General features: G+C 66.2%; 16 protein-coding genes. 13 read left to right on the top strand and 3 right to left on the bottom strand.

All coding sequences use genetic code 11. From position 1 onward, the window contains the following. Positions 1-47 precede the first annotated feature (47 nt). Positions 48-1,790, top strand: a complete 1,743-nt coding sequence (locus ACQP2D_RS25260; RefSeq protein WP_433685758.1) for a CocE/NonD family hydrolase — start codon at positions 48-50, stop codon at positions 1,788-1,790. Here ACQP2D_RS25260 and ACQP2D_RS25255 read toward each other — a convergent pair. Beyond that, positions 1,787-3,247, bottom strand: a complete 1,461-nt coding sequence (locus ACQP2D_RS25255) for an aminotransferase class I/II-fold pyridoxal phosphate-dependent enzyme (protein WP_433678392.1) — start codon at positions 3,245-3,247, stop codon at positions 1,787-1,789. The two genes, ACQP2D_RS25260 and ACQP2D_RS25255, sit on opposite strands and share 4 nt — an antisense overlap. Before the next feature lie 122 nt (positions 3,248-3,369). Between ACQP2D_RS25255 and ACQP2D_RS25250 the strand changes: the two genes are divergently transcribed. The 9 genes from ACQP2D_RS25250 to ACQP2D_RS25210 all read left to right on the top strand — a co-directional run bounded on the left by ACQP2D_RS25250 (position 3,370) and on the right by ACQP2D_RS25210 (position 13,461). Next, positions 3,370-4,206, top strand: a complete 837-nt coding sequence (locus ACQP2D_RS25250; RefSeq protein ID WP_433678391.1) for a nitrilase-related carbon-nitrogen hydrolase — start codon at positions 3,370-3,372, stop codon at positions 4,204-4,206. A gap of 16 nt (positions 4,207-4,222) precedes the next feature. After that, complete coding sequence (gene hydA, locus ACQP2D_RS25245; RefSeq protein ID WP_433678390.1) at positions 4,223-5,644, top strand: dihydropyrimidinase; 1,422 nt, start codon at positions 4,223-4,225, stop codon at positions 5,642-5,644. A 74-nt stretch (positions 5,645-5,718) separates the two neighbouring features. Continuing rightward, positions 5,719-6,756 (top strand): TIGR03842 family LLM class F420-dependent oxidoreductase, encoded by a 1,038-nt coding sequence (locus tag ACQP2D_RS25240; protein ID WP_433678389.1) that lies wholly within the window; start codon positions 5,719-5,721, stop codon positions 6,754-6,756. A 70-nt stretch (positions 6,757-6,826) separates the two neighbouring features. Continuing rightward, positions 6,827-7,717: an ABC transporter permease gene (locus ACQP2D_RS25235; RefSeq protein ID WP_433678388.1), complete on the top strand. Its 891-nt coding sequence runs from the start codon at positions 6,827-6,829 to the stop codon at positions 7,715-7,717. After that, positions 7,714-8,610: an ABC transporter ATP-binding protein gene (locus ACQP2D_RS25230; RefSeq protein ID WP_433678387.1), complete on the top strand. Its 897-nt coding sequence runs from the start codon at positions 7,714-7,716 to the stop codon at positions 8,608-8,610. Before ACQP2D_RS25235 ends, ACQP2D_RS25230 begins: the two co-directional genes overlap by 4 nt. Continuing rightward, entirely contained in the window at positions 8,607-9,383 is a 777-nt protein-coding gene (locus ACQP2D_RS25225; protein ID WP_433678386.1) for an ABC transporter permease, read from the top strand. Before ACQP2D_RS25230 ends, ACQP2D_RS25225 begins: the two co-directional genes overlap by 4 nt. Beyond that, a complete protein-coding gene (locus tag ACQP2D_RS25220; protein ID WP_433678385.1) occupies positions 9,380-10,522 on the top strand; it encodes an ABC transporter substrate-binding protein in 1,143 nt (380 codons plus the stop codon). Before ACQP2D_RS25225 ends, ACQP2D_RS25220 begins: the two co-directional genes overlap by 4 nt. Next, positions 10,523-11,830, top strand: a complete 1,308-nt coding sequence (locus ACQP2D_RS25215; protein WP_433678384.1) for an aspartate aminotransferase family protein — start codon at positions 10,523-10,525, stop codon at positions 11,828-11,830. It abuts the gene before it with no gap. A gap of 95 nt (positions 11,831-11,925) precedes the next feature. Continuing rightward, on the top strand, positions 11,926-13,461 hold the full coding sequence (locus tag ACQP2D_RS25210) for a glycosyltransferase family 39 protein (RefSeq protein ID WP_433678383.1): 1,536 nt from the start codon (positions 11,926-11,928) through the stop codon (positions 13,459-13,461). A gap of 5 nt (positions 13,462-13,466) precedes the next feature. Here the strand turns inward: ACQP2D_RS25210 and ACQP2D_RS25205 are convergent, their stop codons facing one another. Continuing rightward, complete coding sequence (locus ACQP2D_RS25205; RefSeq protein ID WP_433678382.1) at positions 13,467-13,727, bottom strand: hypothetical protein; 261 nt, start codon at positions 13,725-13,727, stop codon at positions 13,467-13,469. 251 nt (positions 13,728-13,978) lie between these two features. Here ACQP2D_RS25205 and ACQP2D_RS25200 point away from each other — a divergent pair, with 251 nt between their 5' ends. Beyond that, entirely contained in the window at positions 13,979-14,347 is a 369-nt protein-coding gene (locus ACQP2D_RS25200) for an arsenate reductase family protein (protein ID WP_433678381.1), read from the top strand. A 70-nt stretch (positions 14,348-14,417) separates the two neighbouring features. Continuing rightward, positions 14,418-15,098, top strand: a complete 681-nt coding sequence (locus ACQP2D_RS25195) for a TIGR00266 family protein (protein WP_433206118.1) — start codon at positions 14,418-14,420, stop codon at positions 15,096-15,098. A 214-nt stretch (positions 15,099-15,312) separates the two neighbouring features. Here ACQP2D_RS25195 and ACQP2D_RS25190 read toward each other — a convergent pair whose 3' ends face one another. Beyond that, complete coding sequence (locus tag ACQP2D_RS25190) at positions 15,313-15,846, bottom strand: NUDIX hydrolase (RefSeq protein WP_433678380.1); 534 nt, start codon at positions 15,844-15,846, stop codon at positions 15,313-15,315. A gap of 53 nt (positions 15,847-15,899) precedes the next feature. Here ACQP2D_RS25190 and ACQP2D_RS25185 point away from each other — a divergent pair, with 53 nt between their 5' ends. Continuing rightward, a complete protein-coding gene (locus ACQP2D_RS25185) occupies positions 15,900-16,112 on the top strand; it encodes a hypothetical protein (RefSeq protein WP_433678379.1) in 213 nt (70 codons plus the stop codon). Positions 16,113-16,115 lie beyond the last annotated feature (3 nt).

The raw sequence follows: 16,115 nt of genomic DNA, 5'->3' as shown, positions 1-16,115 counted from the left end.
ACCGGGGTTCGTGTGCGGTCGACAAGCAGACCGATGTCGCGGCGACCATGCGCGACGGCACGGTCCTGCGCGCCGATGTGTACCGTCCGCACACCGGCGATCCGGTGCCGGTGGTGCTGATGCGCACCCAGTACGGCAAATCCGCCGCCCAGATCCAGCCCTCGCGCTATCGAACACCCGACTGGTTCGCCTCGCACTGCTACCTGGTGGTCATCCAGGACGTCCGCGGCATCGGGAAATCCGAGGGCACCTTCACCGAATTCGACAATGACACCCACGACGGTTACGACACGGTGGAATGGGCCGCGGGACTTCCCGGTTCGAACGGCAAGGTGGGTATGTACGGTTCGTCGTATGTCGGTGCCACGCAATGGCTCGCGGCCATCGAGACGCCACCGCATCTGACCACGATCGTGCCCGCGAATACCGCCTCCGACTATTACGACGGCTGGACCTACGAGGGCGGCGCGTACCGGCTCGGCTTCGTCGAACCGTGGGCCATGGGCACCATCGGACTCGAATCCGCCGAGCAACGTGCCGACAAGGCCACCGCGGACCAGCTGCGCACCGATCTGCAGAACATCACCTCATGGCTGAATTACCGCCCGTACAAAGACTTTCCACCGCTGCAACCGGGCAATCCGGCCGTCGCGCCGTGGTATTTCGACTGGATCCGCAACTCGGTGCGCAACGACTACTGGAAGCAGTGGAGCATTCGCGACCGCTACCCGAATGTGCGGGTGCCGGTGCTCGATATCGAGGGGTGGTACGACGCCTTCCTCGCGGGCGGCGTGGAGAACTTCACCGGTATGGTCGAGCGCGGCGACCCGCAGGCGCGGCAGAACCAGCGATTGGTGATCGGCCCGTGGGACCATCTCGGTTGGGGGCGGCCCACCTCGACGATCGCGCCTCGACTCGAGCAGTTGGGAGCGGTCGGTGACAGCCCGGTCAACGAGTTGATGCTCGCGTGGTTCGACCACTTCCTGAAGGGGCAGGACAACGGCGTATCGGGTAAACCGCGCGTCGACTACTACCTCATGGGGGCGAATCGCTGGAAGTCGGCGTCGAGTTGGCCACTGCCGCAGACACAGTGGAAGGAATACTACTTCGCCGATAGTGGCGCCAACGGCGTGGCCGGACGGGTTGGCAAACTGGTCGAGCGGGCGCCGAACGGACCCGCGGCGCTCGACCGGTACGTCTACGATCCGGCCTCCCCGGCGCCGAGCATCGGTGGACATTCGTGCTGTTCGGTGGGATCGGGCCCGCAGGGACCGTTCGACCAGTCGGCGGTCGAGCAGCGTTCGGATGTGCTCACCTATACGACCGATCCGCTCACTGCGGATACCGAGATCACCGGCCCGATCACCGTCAAGCTGTGGGCATCGTCCACCGCCCCGGATACCGATTTCGTCGCGCGGCTGGAAGTTGTGGCACCCGACGGATCGGCCGTCAATCTCAACAATGGCATCATCCGTGCCGCATTCCGGGATTCGCTGTCCGAACCCAGCGCCCTGGTGCCGGGTCGGCCGTATGCGTTCACCATCAAGATCTGGCCGACGAGTTATCAGTTCAAGGCGGGCGACCGGATCCGAGTGGCCATCAGCAGCAGCGACTATCCGCAGTACGCGCCGAACCCGAATACCGGCGAACCCTTCGGTGACAGCGCCCGGTCGCAGCCCGCGACGCAGACCATCTATAAGGATGCCGAGCATCCGTCGTCGGTGGTGCTGCCGATCATTCCGGCCGGCGACAGCGGCTCGACCAGCTTCGACCTCCGGCCCGGATCTTAGGCGCGCCGGACGCGGCGGTAGGTGGGCGCGGCGGTGGTCGCGGCGACGAGTTCGCCGGTCAGCCAATCCAACTCGCCATCGGTGATCGCGGCGACGGTAATGCGCAGGTGGTCGCCGTGTGGATGGTCGTCGACCTCGAAGGGGCGCCCGGGTGCGGCCTTGATGCCCGCGGCGGCCAGGGAGATCATCGCCGCGTTCTCATCGGCGACCGGCAACCAGAGATTGATGCCGTCACCACGGGCGACAGTGATGCCCCGGCGGGCCAGGGCGCGGCGGAGTTCGGTTGCGCGCCTGCGGTATTCGGTTCGGGCGGCGGCGACGGTGCGCAGCGCGGTGTCGTCGTCGAGCATCGTGAGCAGTAGGCGTTGCAGCAGGCGGCTGGTCCACCCGGGGCCGAGCATGCGGCGTTCGATCATCGGGTCGAGCAGATCGGCGGGACCGCCGACCACCGCGAGACGCAGATCCGCGCCATGCGATTTGGAGTACGAGCGGATGTGTACGGTCCGGTTCGGCAGACGCGATCCGAGGGAACGCAGTGTGGTGTAGGCGATTCCGGCGGAGTGGTCGTCCTCGATGACGAGGGTGTCGGTGCCCGCGAGAATATCGGTCAGTTCGCGCGTGCGGGCGGTGGTGAGCGAGGCGCCCGTCGGATTCTGCGCACGGGGCTGCAGTATCACGGCCGTGACACCGTGATCGGACACGGCGCGGTCGAGATCGTCCGGTAGTAAGCCGGATTCGTCCATGCGAACCGGAATCGGCCGCGCACCGAGGCGGGCGAGCAGGTCGAGAAACGGTGGGAAGCAGGGATCTTCGACCGCGACCGCATCGCCGAGACGGACGTGGCTGCTCAGCAGTCGATCGATGGCGTCGAGCGCCCCGTCGAGCACCGCGAGACGGTCGGCGCGGAAGGGCCAATCGGCGCGCACCTTGGCGGCCAGTTCCGGCAGCACGGCCGCATCGAGGTAGTCGGCCGCCAGGTCGCCGCCGTGACCGTGCTCGGTGATGGTGTGCAATGCGGCGACCAGGTCCGGCAGTAGCTCGGGATCGGGGGTGCCGCGGGACAGATCGATGCGGAAGGCGCTATCCGAGGGCGGGTGCAGGCGCTGGTAGCGGCCCGTCGGCGGTGTCGGACGGGTCGCGGGGCGTTCGCCGACAAATGTGCCCGCGCGGCCCCGCGCGACGATCGCGCCGGCGGCCGCCAGCGCTCGCCAAGCCTGGTTGACGGTGGCGGGGGAGACCCGCAACTCGCGGGCGACCTCGCGCACCGTCGGCAGCCGCGAGCCGGGTGCGATGGCGCCGGACCGAATCCGGCGGCTCACCGCGGCCGCGATACCGGCCGGGGTGCGATCGTCGAGATCGGTGTTGAACAGGCCCGACCCGGCTGCGGCAGGTGCTGGCGCGGTGTCTCGCACATCATCTGCGGGCACCTGCGGCGCGGTAGCGGGGTCGAAGTTCACAGCGTCATTCTGCGTCGGGCACAGCGCCGGAACGATGACCGGCCCCAAGGTTTACGGCTACGAAACTGTTTCCGCATTCTTGTAACACAACCGAATTGGTTCGCAGTGAAGTATAACAAAGCATGGGAATCGTTCGAGCCGCGCTCGTCCAGACCAACTGGACCGGCGATAAAGAGTCCATGATCAAGGCGCACGAGGACTACGCCCGTCAGGCCGCCGCGCAGGGCGCGAAGGTGATCTGCTTCCAGGAGTTGTTCTACGGCCCGTACTTCTGCCAGTTGCAGGACGCGAAGTTCTTCGACTACGCGGAATCGGTGCCCGGGCCAACCACCGAGCGATTCGCCGCCCTGGCACAGGAGCTGGGCATGGTGATGATCCTGCCGGTGTACGAGCAGGAACAGCCGGGTCTGCTCTTCAACACCGCGGCGGTCATCGACGCGGACGGCAGCTATCTCGGCAAATACCGCAAACACCACATTCCGCAGGTCCACGGGTTCTGGGAGAAGTTCTACTTCCGACCGGGCAACCTGGGCTGGCCGGTCTTCGACACCGCGGTCGGCAAGGTCGGTGTCTATATCTGCTACGACCGGCATTTCCCGGAAGGCTGGCGCGCACTCGGCCTGGCGGGCGCGGAGATCGTCTTCAACCCCTCGGCCACCTCGCGCGGCCTGTCCGGCTACCTGTGGAAGCTGGAGCAACCGGCCTCGGCGGTCGCCAATGAATATTTCATCGGCGCCATCAACCGGGTCGGCATCGAGGAATACGGTGATGACGATTTCTACGGAACCAGCTATTTCGTGGATCCGGAAGGTAAATTCGTCGGAGACGTCGCCTCGGACACCGATCCCGAACTGGTGATTCGTGACCTCGATATGGATCTGATCAAGGTGGTGCGCGACCGCTGGGCGTTCTATCGCGATCGCCGCCCCGACGCCTACGGACCGATGGTGGCTCCCTGAGGCTGGTGATATCGATATGACGAAGACATTCATCCACGGCGGCACGGTGGTCTCGGCTACCGGATCGCAATTGCTCGATGTGCTGATCGCCGGTGACACCATTGTGGCGGTCCTGCAGCCCGGCTCCACCGCGCTCGGTGCCGACCTTACCGCCTCCGCGGACGTGGTCATCGATGCGACCGGCAAATATGTGATTCCCGGCGGCGTCGACGGCCACACTCATATGCAGCTGCCCTTCGGCGGTACCGAGGCCTCCGACACCTTCGAGACCGGCACCCGCGCCGCCGCCTGGGGCGGTACCACGAGCATTGTCGACTTCGCCGTGCAGAAGCCGGGGGAGCGGGTACAGGACACCCTCGGTTTGTGGCACGAGAAGGCCGCGGGCAACTGCGCGATCGACTACGGGTTCCATCAGATCATCGGTGAGGTGAACGACGAATCCCTCAAGGGCATGAGCGAATTGGTGGCCGAGGGCGTCACCAGCTTCAAATTGTTCATGGCCTATCCCGGCGTCTTCTACTCCACCGACGGCCAGATCCTGCGGGCCATGCAGGCGGCGGGCGACCTGGGCGCACTGCTGATGATGCACGCGGAGAACGGCATTGCCATCGATGTGCTGGTCGAACAGGCGCTGGCGCGCGGGGAGACCTCGCCGTACTACCACGGTGTCACCCGGCCGTGGCAGATGGAGGAGGAGGCCACCCACCGCGCGATCATGTTGGCGCAGTTGACCGATGCACCGCTGTATGTCGTGCACGTCTCGGCCAAGCAGGCGATGGAACAGATCGTCACCGCACGGGGCAACGGGCAGAACGTCTTCGGTGAGACCTGTCCGCAGTATCTGTACCTCTCACTCGAAGAGCAGTTGGGCGCACCGGGTTTCGAGGGCGCCAAGTGGGTGTGCTCGACGCCGCTGCGGTCGCGGGCCGAAGGGCATCAGGACGAGCTGTGGCGCTATATCCGCACCGGTGCGGTCACCTCGGTCAGCACCGACCACTGCCCGTTCTGCATGAGGGATCAGAAAGAGCTCGGCGTCGGCGATTTCAGCAAGATCCCCAATGGGATCGGCGGTGTGGAACACCGGATGGATCTGATGTTCCAGGGCGTGAGGAACGGATGGATCTCGCTGGAACGCTGGGTCGAGGTGTGTTGCACCACGCCCGCGCGGATGTTCGGGATGTACCCGCGCAAGGGTGTCATCAGTCCGGGTGCTGATGCCGACATCGTGATCTACGACCCGAACGGGCACACCAGCATCGGGTTCGGCAAGACCCACCACATGAATATGGACCACTCGGCCTGGGAGGGCTTCGAGATCGACGGGCACGTCGACACCGTGCTCTCGCGCGGCCGCGTGATCGTCGATGACGGTGCGTATCTGGGCACTGCCGGGCACGGCCGGTTCATCGCCCGCGAACTGTCGCAGAACTTGATCTGACGCGCGCCGATTCGAACGGCCGACGATCTACTCGAAAACGGCCGACGTTCTTGACCCGAAATGGAGAGTGCCGCATGGATATCGGTGTGGTGCTGCAATGCACACCTCCCGCCTCGCGGGTGGTCGAATTGGCCAGACAGGCGGAGACACACGGCTTTTCGCATGTGTGGACCTTCGATTCGCACTTGCTGTGGCAGGAGCCCTATGTCATCTACAGCCAAATACTGGCCGCCACCCGCAAGGTCGTCGTCGGCCCGATGGTCACCAATCCGGCCACCAGGGACTGGACGGTCACCGCGTCGACCTTCGCGACGCTCAACGATATGTTCGGCAACCGCACCATCTGCGGTATCGGCCGCGGTGACTCCGCGGTCCGCACCCTCGGCGGCAAGCCGGCCACCTTGGCGACATTGCGCGAAGCGATCGAGGTGATCAGGGAGCTCGGCAATGGCCGCAGCGTCCGCGTCGACGACACCATCGTGCGCTTCCCGTGGGCCAGTGCCTCGCGACTGGAAGTGTGGGTGGCCGGATACGGGCCGCGTGCGCTCGAGTTGACCGGAGAGGTCGCGGACGGATTCATCCTGCAGTTGGCCGATCCGGACATCACCGCGTGGACGATCGCGCGGGTCCGGGCGGCCGCCGAGCAGGCGGGGCGTGATCCCGGATCGGTGAAGATCTGTGTTGCGGCACCGGCCTACGTCACCGACGGATCCGCGGCCGCGATGGCGCACGCCCGCGAACAGTGCCGCTGGTTCGGTGGCATGGTCGGCAATCACGTCGCCGATATCGTCGCGAAATACGGTACCGACGGCGATATTCCGCATGCGCTCACCGATTACATCGCGGGCCGCCGCGGCTACGACTACAACGAGCACGGCCGGGCGGGCAATACGCACGCCGAATTCGTGCCGGATGCGATCGTGGACCGCTTCTGCCTGCTCGGTACGCCCGACGAGCAGCTGGCCCGGCTGCACGAACTGGAGAAGCTCGGCGTCGACCAGTTCGCGGTCTACCTCCAGCACGATGCCAAGACGGCCACGCTGGAGGCGTACGGGGAGTCGGTGCTGCCACGGTTGGCGCATCCGGTCACCGCGACGGAGGGCGCGGAGTGATCGTCGAGGTGGTGGTGCTCATGCTCGCGGAGTCCGAGGCGGAGCCGGTTGCGGCGTCGGCGGGTGATCGATGAGAGCGGGAGCAGTGCGGGCACGGCAGGTCGGCTACGCGGTCGGCGTTGCGGTGCTGGTCATCACGGTGTGGGAGCTCGTCAAATATTTCGTGCCCGAGCGTGGGGTGAGTATCGGCGACACCCGAGTCCTGCCGCGTACGAGCGATGCCGCGCTGCCGCATGTTTGGTCGGTCATCACCGTCCTCGGTGATAAGGACGGCACCGGCACCGTCGGTGCGACACTGCTGCGCACGGCCGGATTCACCTTCGGGCTCGCGATGCTGGCACTGGCGATCGGCACCGTGGTCGGCGTTGCCCTCGCGGTGGTGATGCAGCGCTTCGCCTTCGTCGAGCGTGGATTGCTGCCCTACATCGTCGTCTCGCAGACGGTTCCGCTGATCGCCCTGGCGCCGCTGGTGGCCGGATGGGGCGGCAAGATCGTCATCGCCGGGCAGCCGTGGCGGCCGTGGATGAGTATCGCGGTCATCGCGTCGTATCTGGCCTTCTTCCCGGTCGCGATCGGCATGCTGCGCGGCTTGCAGGCACCGTCGAAGGCGTCGGTGGAACTGCTGCACAGCTACTCGGCCAATTGGTGGGAGACCTTGGTGCACTTGCGGTTTCCCGCCGCAGTGCCGCATTTCCTGCCCGCGCTGCGCTTGGCCGCGGCGGCATCGGTGATCGGTGCGGTGGTCGCGGAGATCTCGACCGGAACGGCGGGCGGTATCGGCCGCCAGATCATCGTCTTCGCGCAGCAGGCCACCGGCGATGCGGCCCGGCTGTACGCGGCCGTGCTCGCCGCGGCACTGCTCGGTGTCGCCGTCACCGCCGTCGTCGGCCTGGCCGAACTGGCACTACGTCGTTACAGCCGTCCCGCCGGGGCGCGCGGCTCTTCAGGAGGTACCCGTTGACCGGGAAAGTGGAATCGGCCGCCACGGACACCGAGTCGACCGACGAACCGATCGAGGCATCGGATCCGGTCGGCGTCGAGGATGTCGCAGCGGTCGACCTCACCAATGTCGGCAAGATCTTCGACGCGGGTTCGGTGACCGCGCTGGCCGATGTTTCACTGAAAGTGCGTGCGGGGGAGTTCGTCTCGCTGATCGGGCCGTCGGGCTGCGGTAAATCCACGCTGTTGCGCATCATCGCCGATCTGGAACAGCCGACCAGCGGGGATGTGACCGTGCACGGCAAGTCCGCCCGGCAGGCCAGAATCGACCAGGACTACGGCATCGCCTTCCAACAGGCGGGTCTGCTCGACTGGCGCACCGTACAGGCCAATGTCGAACTGCCCCTCGAACTGCACAAGGTTCCCAAGGCCGAAAGGCGCACGCGCAGTGCGGAACTTCTGGAAATGGCCGGTCTCACCGATTTCGCGCACCGCTATCCGGCGGAACTGTCCGGCGGCATGCAACAGCGGGTGGCGATCGCCAGGGCATTGGCCCGCAAGCCTTCGCTGCTGCTGATGGACGAACCGTTCGGCGCGCTGGACGAGATGACCCGCGAACGCATGCAGGGCGAGCTATTGCGCATTGCCGCAGAGACCGGTGCGGCGGTGGTTTTCGTGACGCACTCGATTCCCGAGGCGGTCTTCCTCTCCGATCGTGTGGTGGTCATGTCACCGCGGCCGGGCCGCATCACCGATATCGTGCCGACCGGCGGCTGGGGCCGTGAGGCGGGCGTCAGCGGCGACGACATCCGTTCCAGCGAGGCCTTTTTCGAGGCGGTCGCCGCGGTTCGCACCGCATTGCGCGGCGGACACGAGGCCACCGACATCATCGTGGCGGGACGGGATATGCGATGAAATCCTGGCTACCACCAGTGGTTTTCGGTGTCGGCGGCCTGGCGCTGTGGCAGGTGCTGACCGTAGTGGCCGGTGTGCCCTCATTCCTGCTGCCCGCACCGACCGCGATCGCGAAACAGTTCAGCGAGAACTTCGACCGCATCGTCGATGCCGCCACCGCCACCGGCACCAATGCCTTCATCGGCCTGCTGGTCGGCGCCGTCCTGGGGATCGTCGCGGCCATGCTGGCGGTGCGATTCCGGCTGGTCGAGGGCCTGTTGACGCCGCTGGCCGCCGCGGCGGCCGCGGTGCCGATCGTGGCGCTCGCCCCGCTGCTGAATTCGATGTACTCGACCACCACCGACACTCCGCGCCGCATAGTGGTCGCGATCGTGGTGTTCTTCCCGATGTTCGTCAGCACCGCGCGCGGTCTGCGGCAGGTTCCGCAGGTACACGCCGATCTGATGACCTCGTACGCGGCGGGCGGCTGGCAGATCACTCGCACGGTGCGCTTGCCCGCCGCGCTGCCGTACCTGTTCACCGGTCTGCGCATCGCGGCACCGGGGGCGGTAATCGCGGCCATCATCGCCGAATACTTCGGCGGCCTGCAGAACGGGCTCGGCAGTCGGATCACCTCGGCCGCGGCGAATACCGCCTATCCACGGGCGTGGGCCTACGTGGTCGGCGCCATGATCGTCGGCCTGCTCTTCCTCGCCGTCGTGCTGATCCTCGAGCAACTGACCCGACGACCCCGGACCATCCTGATTCGTAATATCTTTGGGAGATCGAAATGAGAAGTAACACAGGGCGTTTGCGTGCTTGTCTCGCGCTGGCGGCGTTGGTGGCGGCCGCGCTGACCGGCTGCAGCACCACCGACAACGGCTTGGGAACCACCGCCGAAGGGCTGACCAAGGTCCGGTTACAGCTGCAGTGGTTCAAGCAGGGCCAGTTCGCCGGTTATCTGGCCGCCGTGGACCAGGGCTTCTACAAGGAGCAGGGCCTATCCGTGGAAATCCTGGACGGTGGTACCGATATCGTGCCGCAGACGGTGCTGGCGCAGGGCCAAGCCGATTACGCGATCGCCTGGGTACCCAAGGCGCTCGCCTCCCGTGCGGCCGGGGCGGGCATTACCGATGTGGCCCAGGTCTTCCAGCGCTCGGGCACCAAGCAGGTCTCGTTCAAGTCCGACAATATCTCCGGCCCGGCCGCACTGCGCGGCAAGACCGTCGGAAACTGGGGCTACGGCAATGAATACGAGCTGTTCGCCGGAATGACGAAGGCGGGCATCGATCCGGCCAAGGACGTGAAGCTGGTCCAGCAGCAGTTCGATATGAACGCCTTCCTCGCCAAGGACATCAATGCCGCCCAGGCCATGTCCTACAACGAATACGCTCAGCTGCTGGAGACGAAGAATCCGGCCACCGGAAAGCTCTACACCGCAGACGATTTCGCCACGATCGACTGGAACGACGAGGGCGTGGCCATGCTGCAGGACGCGATCTGGGCGAATTCGGAGAAGCTGAAGGATTCGAAATACCAGGACCAGACCGTGAAATTCATCGCGGCCTCGCTGAAGGGCTGGGCGTTCTGCCGCGACAATGTCGACAAGTGCCGCGATATTACGGTGGCCGCGGGCAGCACCCTCGGCGCGACCCATCAGCAGTGGCAGATCAATGAGGTCAACAAGCTGATCTGGCCCTCGCCCAACGGTATCGGCATGATCGATAAGACCGCGTGGGACCGCACCGTGAAAATCGCCAAGGAGACCAAGAATCAGGAGGGCGTCACGGTGCTGAAGAAGGATCCCGACGCGGACGCCTTCACCAATGAATACGTCACCAAGGCATTGGATCTGCTGAAATCCGGTGGCACCGACGTCACCGGATCGGGATTCACGCCGCAGCAGGTGACCCTGACCGAAGGCGGCAAATAGGTGGTCGATCATGTCTTCTATCCCTGGAGCGCCCAGGCCACGCTGAATCCGGTTCCGATCGTGGGCGCGTCGGGCTCGTGGTTCTGGGAGGAGAGCGGCAAGCGCTACCTCGACTTCTCCTCCCAACTGGTGAATGTCAATATCGGCCATCAGCATCCGGATATCGTCGCCGCGATCATCGAACAGGCACAGAAGCTCACCACCATCTCGCCGACCGTCGGCAACGAGGCGCGCAGCGAACTGGCCAGGCTGATCGTCGAACGCGCACCCGGCGACCTGAATCGCATACTGTTCACCACCGGTGGTGCCGAGGCCGTCGAACATGCGGTGCGACTGGCGCGCAGCTACACCGGCCGCACCAAAATGCTCGCCGCATACCGCTCCTATCACGGCGGCACCGGCGTCGCCATCGGGCTGACCGGTGAGCCGCGGCGTTGGGGTGCGGAGCCGACCAATGTCGACGTGGTCCGCTTCTTCGGGCCGTATCCCTACCGATCCCCTTGGGAAACAACAACTCCCGAGGAGGAGACGGCCGCGGCGCTGCGGCATCTGCGCCAGGTCATCGAGTTGGAGGGGCCGCAGCACATCGCGGGGCTGATCATGGAAACGGTCGTCGGCACCAACGGTGTTCTGGTGCCGCCGCCCGGTTACCTCGCCGGGGTGCGGGCGCTCTGCGACGAATTCGGCATCGTCTATATCGCCGACGAGGTAATGGTCGGATTCGGCCGGGTCGGCGAGTGGTTCGCCGTGCAGGCCTTCGGCGTGGCACCCGACATCATCACCTTCGCCAAGGGCGTGAACTCCGGATACGTCCCACTCGGTGGTGTGCTGATGGCCGAGCGGATCGCCCAGCGTTATGACAATACGGTCTATCCCGGCGGGCTGACCTACGCGGGCCATCCCCTGGCCTGCGCGGCGGCCGTCGCTTCGATCGGGGTCTTCGAACGCGACGGCATTCTCGACCATGTCCGCTCGGTCGGCGCCGATGTGCTCGAAAAAGGGCTGGCGGACTTGGCATCTCGCCATCCCAGTGTCGGTGAGGCGCGCGGTCTCGGATTCTTCTGGGCGCTGGAGCTGGTGCGCGACCCACAGACCAGGGAACCGCTGATCCCGTTCGCCGCCGCGGGTTCGGCCGCCGAGCCGATGAACCGGGTCACCGCCGCCGCCAAGGAACGCGGGCTGTGGCCGTTCAACGCGGGCAACCGCTTTCAGATCGCGCCGCCGCTCACCACGACGGCGGACGAGCTGCGCACCGGATTGGATATCGTCGACGAGGTGCTCGATATCGCCGACGAATACCTGCGGTAATGGCACGCCGCGCGGACCGACCACGCGGGTGGTCCGCGACGGCCATTTCCCGCTAGATTCGATACGTCCACCTCGGAACTCCTCCAGGAGCTGGCGTGACCGATATCGAAGATCGTCAGAAGCTGGCCACCTCGCCCGAGGAGCGTCCGGCGCTGGCGATCGCGGGCGTCGGCGCGGTCGCGGCGGTAGCGCTCGCCGTCCTGCTGTTCTCCGCGAGCCGGTACGACTACTTCGGCGACGAGCTGTATTTCCTCGCGGCGGGGCGGCGGCCCTCGTTCGGTTATGCCGATCAGGGGCCGGTGCTGCCGATGCTGGCACGCCTGATGGACACGATCGCGCCGGGTAACTTCTTCGTGCTGCGGCTACCGGTGGTGGCGCTGACCGTGCTCGGCGTCGTCCTGTGCGCGGTGGTAGCGCGCGAACTCGGCGGCGGCCGCGGCGCGCAGATCTTCGCCGCGATCGGCTACGCGACCTCGCCGTTCCTGCTGCTCCAGGGCAAGATACTGACGACCAATGCGGTCGACACGGTGCTGTGGGTGATCATCACCTGGCTGGTCGTACGCTGGGTGCGGACCCGCCGCGATCGCCTGCTGCTGTGCGCGGCCCTGGTGACCGCGGTCGATATGCAGGTGAAATGGTTGATTCCGTTCTTCTGGATCGCCGTCGCGGTGGCTTCGCTGATCTCCGGCCCGCGCGAACTGGTGCGGCGGCCGCTGCTGTGGCTCGGCGGGGCGATCGTAGTGGCTGCGACGGTGCCGTCGCTGATCTGGCAGGCGGGCCAGGATTGGCCGCAGCTGTCGATGGGCGGGGTGATCAGCAGTGAGCAGGGCATCCTCGGCGGTCGGGTGATGTTCGTGCCGCTCGCGGTGCTGCTGGCCGGGTACTTCGGCGCGGTGCTGCTGATGTACGGCGTGTGGGCGTTGCTGTTCCATATCTCGCTGCGGCCGTACCGGTTCCTCGGAGTGACCCTGGTGATATTGGTTGTCATCTTTCTGGTGATCGGCGGGCGGATCTACTACGTGGCCGGGATGTACGGCGTGGTGCTCGCCGCGGGTGCGGTCGGTCTCGCCGAATTGGCGTCTCGACTGGAGCCGGCCCCGCGCCGCTGGATCGCCGGGGCCGGCGCGGCGCTCGCGGCGGTCGCCACGGGCTATCTGCTGTGGTCGACTCCATGGCGCGGCGCCACCCAGGTGGAGCCGCCCGCCAATGCCGCCGAGGCCGCCGTCAATATCGGCGTCTACGGCGAATTCGGCTGGCCGGAACTGACTTCCGCCGTCACCAAGGCCTACGACTCGCTCAACCCGGCCGAACGTACCGACGCCATCATCATCACCGACACCTATTGGCAAGCCAGCGCTCTCGACCAATTCGAGCGGGCCAACCTCCCCCCGATCTATAGCCCCAGCCGCGGCTTCGGATATTTCGGCACACCGCCCGACACCGCGTCGGCAGTCATCGCCGTCGGCGTCAACGATGGCTTCCTGCATTGGGATTTCGACAACTGCGCACCGGTGGCCAAGGTGGACAGCCGAATCGGCTACCCGGGCAATACCCAGGACGTCACGGTATGGACCTGCACCGGCCTGCGCCATTCGTGGTCCGAGGTGTGGCCGACCTGGATGCACCTGTAATCGGTTCAGCCGAGGGCGGATTGGAGGCGCAGCATGATCCGACGCAGATGCACCGCCGGTTCATCGCCGTCCTCGATCCGGAAATCGCCATCGATCGCGGCGAGCAGGAAGACCAGCGACTGCGGGCTGCCCGCACCGATCTCCAAGCGGCAGCTGTGCGCATCGATCGGCTCGACGGTGCCACAGATCGCCGGCGAACGAGCGGTATCGGAATCGGCGGGCACCGCGAGCCGAATGATGGCGCGCGACGGCCACTTGCGGGCCACACCGTTGGCGATGTGCGCGGCGGTCTCGCAGGGCGGGGCGCGGGGTTCGAATCGGGGACCGGTCGGTGTGCGTCGGCTCCATCCCCTTCGGCGAGGTCTCCGAGGCCGAGCACGCCACCTTGACCGAGGCCGAAGTGGCCCGGCTGGGTCGCCTCGCCGACTGCTTCGGCGACGGCGGCGGGTGAGCCGCGGTGCCGGGTTTCGGTCGGCCGGTGCGGACCGAAACCCGGCGGCCATGGTTAATTGGAGCCATGACATCTGGGCAGACCGAGATCTGGCACAACCCGCGGTGCACCAAGAGCCGCAACGCGACCACACACCTGGACGAGGCGGGCGTCGAATACACGGTGCGGCGCTACCTCGACGATCCGCCGACCGTGGCGGAACTGCGCGCCGTGCTGAAGCGGTTGGGGGCCGAACCTTGGGACATCACCAGGACTGGTGAGGAGATCGCCAAGGATCTGGGCATGTCCGGATGGGGGCGCACCCCGGCCGATCGGGATAAGTGGCTCGAGGCGCTGGCAACGCATCCCCAACTGATCCAGCGCCCGATCGTGCTGACCCCGGACGGTGGCGCGGTGGTCGCGCGGGACGAGGAAACGCTGCGTTCGTTGGACTGATCCGAAACCCCTGATATCGGCCTCGATCGGGCCCGCTTTTCGGTGCGAATCAGCCGGTAGGGTCGGCGATATGAAGGTACAACTGCGTCATAGTCCGGCCTCCGCGGTCGCTCGGTGCTTCCTCGCGGGCGGCGAGCCGATGCGGGTCGAGAGCGGCGCCATGGTCGCGCATTCGGCGGGAGTTTCGTTGCAGGCCAAGGCCGAAGGCGGCATCCTCGCCGGGCTGAAGCGCTCGGTGCTCGCGGGCGAATCGTTTTTCGTCTCGACCTTCACCGCGCCGCCGCAGGGCGGCTGGGTGGACGTCGCGCCCGCACTACCCGGTGACATGCTGAATCTGCAGATCACGCCCGATCGGCCGTTCTTCATCAGCCGCGGCGGCTGGATCGCCAACTCGCATGGTGTGCAGGTGGAGGGCAAGTGGGGTGGTTTCGCGAACCTGTTCGGCGGTGAGGGCGGATTCGGTCTGCGCGCGCACGGTGACGGTGAGGTGGTCGTCGGTGTATTCGGCGCGATCGATGTGATCGATCTGCAGCCGGGTGAGCCGATCACCATCGATACCGGGCATGTGGTGGCCTATGACCTGGCCATGAACTTCACCATCCGGCGCGCGGTCTCCGGGCGGTCCATCCAGTCGCTGAAGTCGGGCGAGGGTTTCGTCTTCGACTTCACCGGACCCGGCCGGGTGCTGCTGCAGACCCGCAATCCGGGCGCCTTCGCAGCCTGGGCCGGATCGGTGGCGTCCTCGGGTTAGTCGCCCGACTTCACGGCCTCCTTACCTGCTGGACATCTCGACCATGCAGAATGCAAATTTCATATCGGGTCCAGCAAGGGAATGTACATGGAGCTCCTCGAAGTCGTCGCAAACCTGTTCACCCAGGTCATGGGTGCTATGAGCGGCAGCGCCGCCTGACGGATTTGCGGCTCATCGGCCCATCAGGTCTACGACCTGGTGGGCCGATGCCATATCAGGCGAGGAGTTGGCCGGTGAGGATGTGGGTGTCGGGTACGAACGCCCACGTCGGATCGGCCAGATGCGCGCGGAGTTCGGCATCGGTCCACCACCAGCCGTCCGCGATCTCCTCGGGCTGGTGGCGAATGGGTCCGTCGTAGCGCAGTTCATAGGCGAACAGGTGGCAGCGCATCGGTGCGCCCTGCCAGATGCCGTCCCAGGACGCGCGGGCGCGCAGCGGTAGCGGAGGCGCGTCGGCGGGGCGGACGATGCCCAGTTCCTCGGCGAGTTCGCGCACCGCGGTCTGCGCCGGGGTCTCGCCCGGATCGACGACACCACCGGCCAGGCAGTCGTGCATGCCAGCGAACACCATCTTCGTCTCGGTGCGGCGGTGCACATAGATCCGTTTCCCGTCGCCGGAGCGCACCAGCACACCCGCGCTGGCATGCCAGATCCCGTCGCGATAGACGGTGGCCCGGTCGGCCGCGCCGATCTCGCGGCCCGCGGCGTCATAGACCGCGATCATCTCCGAGTGAGGGTGCACAGACATCGGTCGAGGGTAACCTGATCACCGCACTCCACCCTGAGAGAGGACCGCTCCCGATGGTGCTTCCGCGAGCACTGGCGAAATTGAACCGCCATGTCACCAATCCGATCCTGGGCCGATTGGCCGGTCGGGTTCCGCCGATGAGCATGGTCGTCCACAAAGGACGAAAATCCGGGCGTCCCTACAGAACTCCGGTGTTGGCGTTCGACGGCGACGGCGTCTACCGCATCGCGCTGACCTACGGCCGCGATGTCGACTGGGTCTTCTAACAC

Source organism: Nocardia sp. CA-119907, assembly GCF_050955995.1.
In the GTDB taxonomy this organism is placed as follows: domain Bacteria; phylum Actinomycetota; class Actinomycetes; order Mycobacteriales; family Mycobacteriaceae; genus Nocardia.
The sequence above is the reverse complement of the archived record's forward strand: the minus strand, read 5'-3'. Positions and strand labels throughout refer to the sequence as shown.